General features: G+C 64.6%; 9 protein-coding genes. 2 read left to right on the top strand and 7 right to left on the bottom strand.

The genetic code is table 11. The features are described 5' to 3' along the window. Positions 1-3: 3 nt before the first annotated feature. Genes OXG30_15840 through OXG30_15820 form a run of 5 tightly spaced genes read right to left on the bottom strand, consistent with a single transcriptional unit; the run spans position 4 to position 9,638 of the window. Positions 4-1,413: an OB-fold domain-containing protein gene (locus OXG30_15840; protein ID MCY4136361.1), complete on the bottom strand. Its 1,410-nt coding sequence runs from the start codon at positions 1,411-1,413 to the stop codon at positions 4-6. A 27-nt stretch (positions 1,414-1,440) separates the two neighbouring features. Then, positions 1,441-2,241 (bottom strand): bifunctional DNA-formamidopyrimidine glycosylase/DNA-(apurinic or apyrimidinic site) lyase, encoded by an 801-nt coding sequence (gene mutM / locus OXG30_15835; protein ID MCY4136360.1) that lies wholly within the window; start codon positions 2,239-2,241, stop codon positions 1,441-1,443. 4 nt (positions 2,242-2,245) lie between these two features. Then, positions 2,246-3,049 carry an NTP transferase domain-containing protein gene (locus OXG30_15830; GenBank protein MCY4136359.1) on the bottom strand — a complete coding sequence of 268 codons (804 nt, stop codon included), beginning with the start codon at positions 3,047-3,049 and terminating at the stop codon, positions 2,246-2,248. A gap of 14 nt (positions 3,050-3,063) precedes the next feature. Beyond that, positions 3,064-6,441, bottom strand: coding sequence for a UvrD-helicase domain-containing protein (locus OXG30_15825; GenBank protein MCY4136358.1), 3,378 nt, complete (start codon positions 6,439-6,441; stop codon positions 3,064-3,066). Between the two features lie 2 nt (positions 6,442-6,443). Further along, positions 6,444-9,638, bottom strand: coding sequence for a PD-(D/E)XK nuclease family protein (locus OXG30_15820; GenBank protein ID MCY4136357.1), 3,195 nt, complete (start codon positions 9,636-9,638; stop codon positions 6,444-6,446). 196 nt (positions 9,639-9,834) lie between these two features. On the opposite strand from OXG30_15820, the gene OXG30_15815 reads away from it, so the two are divergent. Further along, a complete protein-coding gene (locus tag OXG30_15815; GenBank protein MCY4136356.1) occupies positions 9,835-10,356 on the top strand; it encodes a hypothetical protein in 522 nt (173 codons plus the stop codon). 120 nt (positions 10,357-10,476) lie between these two features. Here OXG30_15815 and OXG30_15810 read toward each other — a convergent pair whose 3' ends face one another. Continuing rightward, positions 10,477-11,001 (bottom strand): methyltransferase domain-containing protein, encoded by a 525-nt coding sequence (locus OXG30_15810; GenBank protein MCY4136355.1) that lies wholly within the window; start codon positions 10,999-11,001, stop codon positions 10,477-10,479. 60 nt (positions 11,002-11,061) lie between these two features. On the opposite strand from OXG30_15810, the gene OXG30_15805 reads away from it, so the two are divergent. Beyond that, positions 11,062-12,276: a phosphotransferase family protein gene (locus tag OXG30_15805; protein ID MCY4136354.1), complete on the top strand. Its 1,215-nt coding sequence runs from the start codon at positions 11,062-11,064 to the stop codon at positions 12,274-12,276. On the opposite strand, the gene OXG30_15800 is transcribed toward OXG30_15805, so the two are convergent. Continuing rightward, positions 12,273-13,184 carry a PD-(D/E)XK nuclease family protein gene (locus OXG30_15800; protein ID MCY4136353.1) on the bottom strand — a complete coding sequence of 304 codons (912 nt, stop codon included), beginning with the start codon at positions 13,182-13,184 and terminating at the stop codon, positions 12,273-12,275. The genes OXG30_15805 and OXG30_15800 overlap by 4 nt on opposite strands. Between the last annotated feature and the right edge of the window lie 15 nt (positions 13,185-13,199).

The following is a 13,199-nucleotide window of genomic DNA, read 5'->3' as shown; positions in this document are numbered from 1 at the left end:
CTCCTACGCTCTGGGCAGGGCCAGGTCGGCGGTTCCGGTCACATGGGGACCCCGGCTGTTCTGGCCCCGAAATGACACCTCGGCGATGGCCTCGCCGTCGGCCTCCCGCTTGGCGGTGACCGATCCCGACATGGTCATGCAGTCGTAGGGGTAGTTGGGGGCGCCGAGGCGGATCTTCAGGTTCTTGAAAACGGCGTCCGGTCCGGCCCAGTCGCTGATGTAGCGGGCCGAGAGGCCGCTGGACGTGAGGATGTTCATGAAGATGTCCTCGGAGCCCTTCTTGAGGGCCATGTCCCGGTCGTGATGGACATCTTGGTAGTCGCGTGAGGCGATGGCAGTGGAAACGATCAGCGTGGGGGTGAGGGGAATCGGGCACAGCGGCAGTTCGTCGCCCACGCTCACCTCGTCGAAGGTCAGCGTGGTTGCGCTTCGGGCCACCCGGGCGGGTCGGAATACCGGAATGCTCACATCATCGTGGGTCTGCATGTGCCAGGCCTGAAGCGGCATGCCCACCTTGAGCTGATCGGCGTCGCAGTCGGTGATGTTGGTGACGAGGCGGACACCCTCTTCCAGCTCCACCAGCCCGATGTTCAGCGGGTAGTCGAAGGAGGGCACCCGAGGGTGATGGGCCACCACGTATGAGTACAGCGTGCCCTTCCCGGATGCAGTGGTGTAATCCATGTCGGTGGCGCCGCAGGCCGGGCAGCGGTTGCCGGGCGGGTGTTGGAGGCGCCCGCACTTGAGGCACTGCTGAATGCGCAGCTCCCCGACTCGGCTGCCCTGCCAGAAGAAGTCGGTGTCCTGGTTGCGGCTGGGGCGAGGGCGGGGCGGACGCTCGGTGCCGGAGTTGCCGTCGCCCCCGGAATTGGCGGTTCGCCCGGTGCCGGGGCGGAATTTGAGGATGCGGAAGAACATGGAGCCGACGTGGTTGCCGTGCTGGTCGTGGTATTCGGTCTCGGTGGTGACGAAATGGCCGATGCCTAGAGCGGTCTGCTTCTCATCGGACACGTCTACCAGCTTGACGACGCCGGTGAGATGGTCGCCCAACTTGAGATAGCGGTGATAGACGTGTTCGCAGTTGGTGGCCACCACTCCGACATAGCCGGCTTCGTCCAGCATGGCGTACACCCCGGAAGCAGGATCTTTGGGGTCGTTGACCCGGGGGATCAGGCCGATCATGGTCCAGGCGTTGAGCATGGACGCAGGGGCGACGATCTCACCATGAGGACCTTGGCTGGCGGTGTCGGGGTCGGTGTAGAGGGGGTTGGCGTCCTCCATGGCATCGCACCAGTGGCGGATCATGGGCTGGTTGACCGGGTCCCGAGCGATAGTCGGAGTGCCGGTATTCCCGACCTCCTTTCGGAGCTTGGCGACGAACGCTTCCTTCTGCTCGTCGGTCATCTCATCGCTCATGTGCTTTCCCTTCGACCGCAGCGGACGTTATCGCGCCTGGCATTTAGGGCAGAAAGTGAGGGTGCGGGCGTCGTAGGTGCGGTGTTGGAGTGGAGAGGCGCAGCGCAGGCAGGGATGGCCGGAGCGGCCGTAGCAGGCCAGCGCGTTCTGGTGGCTGCCCTCACCCCCATCGGCGTTGCGGTAGTCCCGCAGGGTGGTGCCACCGTTGGCCAGCCCGGCTCTGAGCACCTCCACGAGCGCGGCGTGGAGGCTGGTGGCGGCCGATCGGCTGATCTGACGCTTGGCCGGATGGATGCCGGCCATCCACAACGCCTCGGTTCCGTAGATGTTGCCGACACCGGCCACTGGGCGTTGGCTGAGGAGCTGGGTGGGGATTCGGCGGCGGCTGTTGCGGAGGGCGCGGTAGAAGCCATCTGGGGTGAATTCGGGGCTCAGGGCGTCGGGGCCTTGGGCGGCCAGCGTGGGAATCGTGTCGTATTGGCCGGCGGGTACGCAGCGGATTCGGCCGAAACGGCGGACGTCCCGGTAGGCCAGGTATTCGCTGTCGTCGAGTTGCCACCAGGCCCGGATGTAGGGGTCGTCGGGGGTGTCGGGGGTTATGGTTAGGGAGCCGGTCATGCCCAAGTGAATGATGAGCTCCCGACCGTCGTCCAGGCTTGTAATGAGGTATTTGCCTTTGCGGCTGAGAGTCTGGATCGTGGTGCCAATGGCTTCTTTGGCAGGGGTAAATTTCTCTGATTCGTGGGAGTGGGCGTCCTGGACGCGGCGGCCTTGAAGTCGGGGTGCCAGTTGGCGGCGGATGGTTTCGACTTCGGGCAGTTCGGGCATTTCGTCAGCGGGACCTGAGGGCGGTGCGGGCGATTTCGAGGTCGTCGGGGTTGGTGACCCCGATCCAGGTTTCGTCGGTGGTGACTACACGGACGGTGAGAGCGCCTTTCTCCATTTCTTCTGCGACGGCGTGGGGGAGGAGGTATTCGGCCGAGGGGTTGTCGCCGTGTTCGTCGAGGAATCGACCGAAGCCCTCCCGCAACACGTCCAAGAACATCGGGGAGAACGCCCATAGGTTCATGGACACGATGGTGCCTTCGGAGAAGGCGTTGTCGGCACGGGAGATGCCTTCTTGTTCGACGATGCCGACAAGGCGGTCGCCCTCAACCTGGCACACGCCGCGGGTCACGGTGCCCTCGGCTGGCAAGGTGTGGTTTAGGTGGTAGCCGCACAGCCAGGCCTGGTTGTCGGCCATCCCCTCCATGGCGTGGGCGAGGGCGGCATATGCAGTAGGGCCGTAGTAGTCGTCGGCGTTGCACACCATGAACGGACCGGATACCGCTTCGGCGGCCGATAGCACGGCATGGGCGGTGCCCCACGGTTTGGGGCGGGACGGGCCGTGCGCGTCTTGGCGCACATAGGCCACATCGAGACTGTCGGGCAGCCCACCACGAATCTCGAAGTGCCGTTGGACGTCGGCTTCGATATCGCTGCGCACGATGAGGACAACCCGATTGGCCCCCGCGGCCCGGGCGTCGGCGATGGCGAAGTCCAAGAACGCCTCCCCGTTGGGCCCCACCTGGGCCAGTTGCTTGGTGCCGCCGAATCGCAACCCCAGCCCCGCAGCCATCACCACCAACGTGAACATCGCTCCTCTTCCTATCAGGCCGCAGTGTCGGCCAGCCTCCGGTGGACTTCATCTTGGGCTGCGGCGAGCCTGTCGCCAGCGATGACAACCTCTGTCGCCTCCTGGCCTTGGCGGGCGAACACCAGCACGCAGCGGTTCACCTCTTCGCCCACTGCCTGTTCCACCGCAAGGGAATAGGCCGCCACTTGGAGCTCGTAGCGGTCCACTTTGGCTTCTAGGACATCGTCATCGTGAATGTCGTCGGTCTTGTAGTCCACCACCACCAGGCCCTCTGGAGCCCGGTACAGCAGGTCGATATATCCCTCCACCACGGTGTCATCCACCGGGGCGGCCACAAAGATCTCTTTCCAATGATCGTTGGCGGCCGCTTCTTGCACGGTGTCGGATTCCAAGGTCGATTGGGCTAGGGCGCGGACGGTTCTGGTGTGCTGCGAGATGCCCTCGGCCTCCGCTTGGGCCGCAGCCACCGGGCCGAAGCTGTCGGGATCGACGTCCAAGTCCACCGTTTGCAGCACACCGTGGACCGCGCTGCCAATCTGGGTGCCAGCCCGGCCTTTGCGCGACGGCGACCGTCCGTCGTCCCCGTCAGTTGGTCCGTCCTTGACTAGGCCGGGGAGTTGATCAACATCCTCATCTTCGGTCTCTATCCAGGCGATTCTTGAGACGCTCATGGTTGACGGCCTTTTCGCGTTGGCCATGAATGCTCCGCGCTCGCTCTTCCAGTCTGTGAACGTTGCCATGACCGGTAGGTCAGACCCCTCAGAGGTCGTTGGCTCGGGTGCCTCATCTGCTTCGGGCAGCCCGTCTTCCTCGGGCGGGGAAACCGCCTCGGGCAGCCATCCTGCTTCAGGTAGCCAGGCGGCGTTGTCCGCCACCATCTCGGCCATCGACGGCATTGCCTTGCTGCCCTCGCTTCGTTCTATGCGATGGGCCGACACCACCAGGTGGTCCATCGCTCGGGTGAGGGCCACGTAGAGCAGGCGTACCCTTTCGGCGTACTCCATTTCCTCCTCATGGTCTTGATGGTCGGCGAACGACTTGGTCCGCAAGAGGTTGTTGAAACGCACGCCGAAGCCACCTTCAGCAGGCCACATCACCTGGGCCGACATGGGGCGGCTCCGGGCGTAGGTTCCCGACAGGATGACGATGGGGAACTCCCGGCCCTTGGCGGCGTGAATGGTGGTAATGCGCACCGCGTCGTCGTCGGTTTCCGACAAGATGACGTCGGATTCTCTGGTCCGCTCTCCGATCTTTCGCTCCACCCAGGCGACGAATTCCCGCAATCCCCGTCCGCCGGACTCTTCGAATTGGCGAGCCTGGTCGATAACCACGTTGAGGCTGCGCCACACATCCCGGTCACGGTGGTGGCCGAAGCAGCTCGACTCCATCAGCCGTCGCTGCCGCACGATGCGCTCGAGAACCTGGCTGGGATTCAGCCAGCGAGCTTCGGTGTGCAGTTTGGCCAGCCATGACATGGCCTCGCCCACTGGGTGACCGCTGGGGAGCTGTTGGGGCGTATCCGCTGTGTAGTTCCACTGGCCCCTATAGGCCACCTTGTAGGTGAAGAGGTCATCGTCGCCGCAACCGAAGGCAGGGGATCGCAGGGCATTCAGCAGGGCGACCTGGTCGGTGGGATCGGCCAGCGCTCTCACCGTTGCCATCACCTCCCGGATGATCTGGCTGGTCCATATCAGTGAGCCCGCTTCGATCCGGTAGGGAATGCCATGGCCCTCCAATGCCTGTTCAAGCTGGGGGAGTGAGGTGCGGGTGGGCAGGAGGATGCAGATGTCCTCCAGCCGGGCCGGCCGCCAGCGTTGGCGCTTCTCCTCGTCCATACCGTCCCCCACCGACCAGCCTTTGCCGACCGCGGTCAAGATAGCCTGGGCTACCTCTTGGGCCTCGACCACGCGCAGGCCGCGGGTGCTGGCTGTTCTGGGATGCTCCCGGTTGAGCACCGCCACCGCAGGCCCGTTCGGGGGTTGCTTCCGAACAGGCTCGAGAGCCTGATAGTTGGGCTGGACGTGCTGCTCTGAGGGGCTGGGTGGGGCCATGAACTCCTCGAACAGGGCATTGATCCAATCCAGGACGGGCTTGACTGACCGGAAATTGCGGGTGAGCGACTTTCGATCCGCGGTTTGGGCTTGTCCTGCTTGTGTGTACAGGGCGATATCGGCTCGGCGGAACCTATAGATCGACTGTTTGGGATCGCCCACAAAGAAGAGCCGCCCCGCCTCGTCCTGCAACTCGGACCAGTGTTGGTGGTCGCCAGACGGCGTGGCGATGAGCTTGGCCACCTCAATCTGGATGGGGTCGGTGTCTTGGAACTCGTCGAGCAGCAGTCGCTGATAGCGCCCGGCCAGCGCCTGTCTGACCTCTTGACCGTACTGAGGGTGTCGCAGTAAATTCCGGGCCAGAACCAGTAGGTCGTGATACTCCAACACCCCCAGGCGACGGCGGTCTTCGGCGGCTTCGAGGGTGAATGCCGCCAGCACCAGGGTCAGCCGCTCGATCAGCACATCGGCCACATGCGCTCGGAGGTCCTTGATGGCGTTGCCTAGCTCTCGCAGTTGGGTGGCCACTACTGGCAATGAAGGGTCGCCGCTCTCCTCATCGGGCCAGTTGCCCTTTTGACCCGCCTTGGTGAAGCTCAGCCCGGGAACAAACAGCAAACGCAAGATCTGGTCGGGGTCTCCCGCCGCCCCCCGCAGCAATTCGGCCCGCTCGGCGATGGCGTCGAGCTTGGGCAGCATTCGGTCGGTGGGGTCTGTGCAATACATCGACAGGGTGGCCACCTCGCCGAACCAGATGGGGAATCCGCTGACGTCGGGAAGGCCAATCGGGCCGGTGGGAGGCGGTTGTTTCCCCATTTCTCGTGCGGCCAGGTCCCAGTTGTTGTCGAGGATTCGAGCCAGATCCCGAAGATGTCCCATGTTGAGGCCCAAGATTCGGGCCAGAAGCAAGGCGTGCTCCTGCTCGGAGCTGTGCAGCAACCAGCTCTGGAACTCCACCCACCGGTCTTCGAACGCCTCGGTTGGGCTCACCTCGAGGCGAGGAGGCAATCCGGCCTCGATGGCGTGCTGAGACAAGATGCGCAGCGCGAACCCATGGAGGGTGGTGATGGCCGCGCCGTCAAGCTGGTCGAGGGCCTCGGTGTGGGCGCCCGACTCGGAGAGCTTCTCGCGCAGGCGATTCTTCAGCTCAGCGGCGGCCTTCTCGGTGAACGTGATGGCCGCGATGTTCTCCATGGCCACTCCGGTGTTGAGTAGGGAGAGCACTCTGGCGACCAGCGCGGTGGTCTTGCCCGATCCGGCCCCGGCCTCCACAAATAGGGTCGAGTCGAGTTCGGCCTCGATGGCATCCCGGTCGGCTTGGTCGTTCTTGGTGGGTGCCATGATCAATTCGCCTCGAACTCGAATCCATGGGGCGCCTCGGCCAGGTGCCGATAGCTGGCTAGATCGCCTCGATCCTGCATGTTCTCCCAGGCCCGGCGGCGCTCTTGGGTGCCGAGCCGGTCGGTGTTGCAGTAGTCGCAGTACTGGCTGTACGGCCCCTCGGTGCGGTCTGGCTGGGGTCGGTCGCAGAACACGCCGTCCTCGATGCCGTCGGCGATGGTGTCCACCACCGTGCGGAAACGGTCCATCACCCGGGGGCTCAGCCGGTAGCCGTAGGCCTTGAACTGCTGGTCGCTGGTGACAAACCAATACTGGGACGTAACTGGGGCATCGGGGTCGTCGATGTGGGCCTGGGCTGCCAGCCCGTACACCGGAAGCTGGAGCCGGGTGCCTCGCAGGACGGGGTCAAAGTTCCGGCTGTTTCCGTCCAAGTCTTTGTAGGGGTCGGCTCTGCCGGTCTTGTAGTCGGTAACCACCAGCGTGTTGCTCCCACCTTGGTCCACCCGGTCGGCTCGACCTCGGAACCGCACTGTCCGACCGCTGGGTAGCGGGACGGCCACCGCCTCCAATTCGCCGTCGGGCATTCCGAAGGCCAACTCGCTGGCCGCGGCGGTCACACCACGCAGGCGGCGCTGGTCATCGTCTTCCGACAAGAAGCGCTCCAAATCGGTCATGATCCGGCGCCGGTCGTGGTGCCAGAACACCGGGGTGCCGGTCAGCCCTTGCGCTTCAGCCTGGTCGCACAACTCCGTTCCTATCTCGAGGAGACGCTGGCGCTGCTCTTCGCTCCACCGCTGGCCTGGGGCCGGCACCTGGCCGTTCTCGATCTGCTCGCCCACAAATATGTCCAGGGCGTCGTGAATCAGCGAGCCCCTTTCCAACGCGGAGATCTGAAGCAACTCTTCGGGCTGTTCGAACGTCTGCACCCGCAAGACGTGCTGGAAGAAGTAGCGCATCGGGCAGTCGGCCCAGGTTTCCAGCCTGGTGGGCGATACCACGTCTTCGGTCAGGTCGGCGACTTTGAGGCCGGACAGATTGCCGTCGAAGCGGGTGAAATGGTCTGAGGCCCGGGCGACCACCAACTCGGCCCCTCGGGCCAGAACCAGGTCGTCGTCGGGCAGTACGCCAACGGATCGACCCGGCTGACCAACGGCCTTCAGCCGGAACTCTTGAGCAGTGGCCGGGAAATCGGCGTGGAGCACCCTGCCCGACAGGGAGGGGACGTGCTCAAACCAGCTGGCGGTTTCATCGTCGGCCAGGCTCTCCAGATTGGTGCTGTCCATAGCGCGCCCTGCCTGTGCTGTGGCGGTGTCCAGCAGCCAGCGGGACGGGTGCTGCTCACACGCCCGCCGAGCGTCGCCTCGGGCGTACACCAGGGTGCCGATCTCGGCTGAGGCCAGCGCGGCCAGAAGATGGCGATGCTGATCGTCCATCCGGTCGGAGAGCAGGGCGAGATCATCGCTGGCGGCCTTGCGCTCCCGGTCGGGCAGCAGCGGATCGTCGGAGGGGCTGTGGGGGAATGTCCCTTCGGCCATGTTGATCACGATCACTCGATCCAGCTCCATCCCCAGCGAGGCGCCGATCTCCTCGGTGAGCACCCCATGGCCGACTCGGCCAACACGACCGGTGGGTGTACCTAACTCCGAGACCAGGGTGTGCCGGAACGTGGCCGATCGGGGACGGCGGTCAATCTCGTCCAGATTGGCCAAGCGGTCGAGGATCCCTTCGATTTTGCTGGCGGCGTCCTGCTCGGATTCGGGCCAGGGCTGTCGGGCTTCCTTGTCACCCAGATAGGTGTTGATCAGCCCCTTGATCCATCCACACCAGTCTCTCCAGGTGGTCGGTTCCGGCTCAGGAGACAAGTCGTCGATGAGCCGGACCATGAACCGGGCCAGAGACTCGGCATGGCCGGCCTCTCGCCTACGCCTCTCAACCCGTGCGTCCACTCTGTCGGGATCGCGCTGTTCTTGCTGGGCGACCTTTTGCTGCTCGTCGGCGTATCGGTTGAGCCGCATCTCCCACTGCTCGGCACCCCGAGCCACTCCGGCCTGGCGCGACACCCGCTCCCACGCCATCACCAGATCGGTGGCCAGCGAGGGCTGCTCTTCTGTGGCCTGTTTGCGAGGCACGGTTGTCGATGCCACCGACAGCAGGGCGAACACCTCGTCTCGGCGGAAGTCGCGGCTTTCCAGGTTCAGCAGGGCAATGAGCCCTCGGCCGGCCAGCGAGTCGGCCAGGGTGCGCCCGCTCGGGCCGTTGTATTCGATGCCAGCGGCATCGAATTGGTCGTGAAGCTGGCGGATCACAGGTTCGCCGCCGCCGCACAGCACGGCGATCCGGCTCAGGGGGATGCCGTCTCGGGCCGCATGCACCACCTCTCGTACCGCAACCCGGACTTCTTCGTCGGCGCTCGCCGTGCTGATGATCCGCTGGCCGTGCGGCGGACTGATCTCGGGCCCAGAACCGAGACTGGCCCCCATGGAGTCGACCGACTTTGCCACCGCGCCATCGGCCCTCTCATTTCCGGTGAGCCCGGCGATCACTGCCACCGGGGTCGCCTCAGACAAAGCGGCGATCATCAGCCCCTGTGATCGAGTAATCCGCTGGGGCAGATGAATGATCACCGGTCCGAACTCTTGGAGGATGTCGCTGAAAGATCCCGACTCCAGGGCGTTGACGGCCAGATCGCTCAGATCGTGGCCGTCGTACCACTTCGACTTCAGCTCGTCTCTGACCTGGTGGCAGATGCGGACCACATCATCGGCTCGGCGACCTTGCGACGCCAGCGTGTCGAGCTGATCTTCGGACAGCTCCCGCAGGTCGCGGTAAGACCGCGCCAAGGCCTGTTCGGTGGCGGGGTGGCGGGCTGATCTGCGGAACAGGCCGGGGTCGGTGTTCAACACGCTGCGCACGGTGGCGCTGAGCACCGGACCAGAAAGCGGTTTGCGCTCAAACTCCATCGCCATCTGCCGTCCGGCCAAGCGTTCGGCCAGGTCGAAGAGCTTGAGGAAATTTACCGCAGCAATCCCCCGGCCCGTGGCCCCCAAAGCCCTTCGAACTGCCAACCCAGCGATATTGGTGGGAACCACGACCGTGACCGGTGCCAGCGGGTCGCCGTTTTTGACCGCGGTGATCTGCTCGCCCAACCGCTCAGTGGCGGGCGGCCCATACGGGGTGCAGATCACTTCGATGCCCACGGCCAAGACTCTAGAGACCCCCAGTGACTGTTCCTCAGGTCTGGTGCTTCAACGGGCGTCGATTTCCTGTCGGGGGTCGACCTCGACCACCCGAAATGGCGGTTGTCGGGTCTCGTGGCTGCGGGTAGGGTGCAGACACCACGTGTGGGCGGTGTGTCGGTCCTCCTTTGAGATTTCTTGATGGGAGAGGCTGGGTATGCTTGTGGATGAAGCGAGGCGTTTGGCGTTGCTGAGCCGTTTGAGCGAGGTGCTGGGTGAGGAGGAGGCGAGAACGTTGATCGAGTGTCTGCCTCCTGTGCGCTGGGAACATCTCGCCACCAAAGACGACGTGAGGGCGAGCGAAGAACGGATTCGCACCGAGATGAACGGCAAATTCGCCCTGGTCGACGCAGAATTTGCCAGGGTTCACACCCGCATCGACGGACTAGAGCACAAGATGGACGCCGGATTCGAGAGCCTGCGAGGCGAGTTGGCGGAGATCCGAGGCGAGGTCGCGGAGGTCCGAGGCGAGGTCGCGGAGGTCCGAGGCGAGGTCGCGGAGGTCCGAGGCGAGGTCGCGGAGGTCCGAGGCGAGGTCGCGGAGGTCCGAGGCGAGGTCGCGGAGGTCCGAGGCGAGGTCGCGTTTCAGATGGCCAAGCTGACCCGGACGATGGTGTTCATCATGTCGGGGTTCATGTTGACGATCTGGGGCACGATGTTTGGCATCGGGCTGACGTAGCTGCCCTTCGGGTGAGTAGCGGGCTCCATCCGCTGCCGGTCAGATGGCTTCGGCGTACACGGCGTAGAGGGGGTCGCCGGGTGTGCCCGGGGGGATGCACTGCTTGATCACCGGCTCGGCCTATCCGTCGGCGGCTTCGAAATAGCGGCGGACGACTTCTAGGTGTCCTTCGTCGTCGGCGTATAGCCAGCCTCGAATGGCTTTGGTGGGGAAGCACCGATTGGAGAACGTGACCACAAACAGGCCGCCGGGGCTCAGCACGCGGGACACGTCGGTGAACACCTCCACTGGTCTGGTGAGGTAGTCAACCGAGACGCAGCAGGTGACGGCGTCGAAGGAGTCGTCGTCGAAGGGGAGTCGCGGGGTGTCGTTGAGGTCGTGAATGAGCCATTCGTGGGCCAGGGGGTTGGCAGCCAGTTCGACCTCGTTCATTCCCAGGGCCACCAGCCGGTCTGGGGGGTGGGTGAAGTGTGAGATCCACGACGACATCAGATCGAGTACTTCTCCGGTGAGGCCCAACTCTCGGTACAGGGCACCGACGGCGGCGGTGGCTTGGTCGTCTATGTGGGTGACCAGGCGGGGTGGTGAGTAGAAGAGGTGGTCGGGGCTGGGATCAGCCCGATCGAAGAAGCCCGGTGGGAACACGAGGTGCTGAGCGTAGACGCACAATGAGCGACAGGTGATGGAGGGGCTTAGCCTGGTCGGGTGAGCGAGTTGGATCGTGAGCTGCTGGCGTGGGTGAAAGAGTGCTGCGGCCAGGCGGTTGTTGATGCGGTTCGCATTCCGGGGGGTGCTTCCCGCCAGGCGTGGGTGGTGACGCTGGATGGAGGGGAGCAGATGTTCTTGCGTATGGACGCCGGAACATCGGCGCTCTCCTCGGTGGGCTACGACCTAGGTCGCGAGGCCGAGGTGTATCGGTGGCTGACCGACAAGCCGGTACGGGCCGCTGGATTCCGAGGGGTCAGCCCCGATGGGCGGGCGCTGCTGTTGGACTTTGTAGAGGGAACGCCGGGTCCGCTGGACGATTCTGCTCTGGCCAAGGACTTCATGGAGCAGGTCAACGCCCTCCATGCTCTTGACCCACCGGCCGATCTGGCCCATGACGACCTGGCCCTAGGCGAAATGAAATTGTGGACTCGGCTCTATCGGGATCATTGCCCTGAGCCCGATCCGCTTATCGATCTGGGTTTGCGCCAACTGGCCGGGATGGCACCCCCACCCCCTGAGCGAGCAGTGCTGGTCCACGGTGATCTGGGGCCGGGCAATGTGCTGCACGACGGTATACGGGTGACGGGGCTGTGCGACTGGGAACTGGCCCATGTGGGCGATCCCATGGAGGATTTGGCCTGGATCACGGTGCGGGCCATGCTCACCCCGTTTGTAGACATCAACACTGCGTTCGGGTGGTACGACGGTCCGCTGGACGCCGGGCGGGTGCGCTACTGGCAGCTGGCTTGCCAGGTCCGCAACCTCATCGGCTTGGGGGTGACCGGTGCGGCCGGGGGGGACATGGGCATGGGCATGCTGTTCTCCACCCTCCACCGTCGGGTGACCGCCGAGCTGTTGTGTGAAGCCCTCGGCGTAGCGGTGGAGCCAATCGAAGTACCTGAGCCCTCCGATACTGAGGTCAGCGCGGTCTACGAGGCCGTGCTCGACGATCTGCGCACGGTGGTCACCCCTGCTTTGGAGGGGTACGCCGCGGCCCGGGCCAAGTCGGTGGCCCGGCTGGTGCGATACCTGGACATGGTGGACCGCATTGGCTCAACCCTCGCTGACCAAGACCGAGCCGACCGGGGTCGCTTCGAGATGGGTGACGACCGCGAAGCCGCCCACTACTGGGCCCGAGTCACCCTGCGCCAGGAGGCGCTCATGCGGCCGGCTATGGGCCGACTGGCCGGAACGCGCCTGCCCCGGGTCTAGTCGTCTGTAGTTGCGGCTTGGGCGATCCGCTCCAGAGCGGGGGCATCGGACCGCAACTTGCCGATCTTGTCGCGGCGGAGCACTTCCTCGGTCCCCTCAGGGCATTGGACCACGAACGGGCACCAACCGCACAACGGACCGACTGAGGCTTCGAACTCCTGGGAGATGCAGCTTTCCATGATGGCCAGCCACGTGGTTCGCAGCTCGTCCACCGCCTCGGCCAGGCTCTCGTTGGTGATCTCCACCTCCACCACTTTCTGGCCCAGATACAGCAGCTGCGCCTTGGCCGGCTTGCGGCCTTCCAGTTCGGTGAGCGCCGCCGCGTACAGCAGCATCTGGGTGGCGTAGTTGGAGGAGAACCGCTCCGACGGTGCCTTGCCCGACTTGTAGTCGGTAACCACCAAGCCGTCGTCGGTCTCATCAACTCGGTCGATGATGCCTCGGAACGGAACCCCGTTGATCTCGACCCTCACGTCCTGCTCGGTGGCGGCGACCCGCACCTTGCCGGGGTCTTCCAGCTCCCACAGTCCCCCGATCGCCTTCCAGCCGTTCCATCGAAAGTTCCGGCTGGCATTGTCGTCCAGATCCAGGGATCGGTAGTCACGGCTGTTCTCCATGGCGGGCCAGGCCTCGCGAGCCAACTCCTTGGCTCGGTCCACGGTCCGGTTCTCCACCGGTTCTTGCATCAGCTTTTCCAGCACCATGTGGGCGAAGGTGCCGGTGACCGCGGCCTCTCCTGGCGGGTCGGGCAGGCGGTCGACGTAGCGGAACTTCCAGCGCCGGGCGCACTCTCGATACGACGAGGCGCTGGAGGGCGACAGGTGTTTAGGCATGTAGCGCTCAGGAATCTCCATGAGCTTGTCGCTTGCCGGTTCGGCGGTCTGTTCGACGGGTTCGGTCACTGTCATGTCTGTCTATCCGAT

The organism is bacterium, from assembly GCA_026708015.1.
Taxonomy (GTDB): Bacteria; Actinomycetota; Acidimicrobiia; order Acidimicrobiales; family Bin134; genus Poriferisocius.
This window is presented reverse-complemented; position numbering and strand designations above follow the sequence as displayed.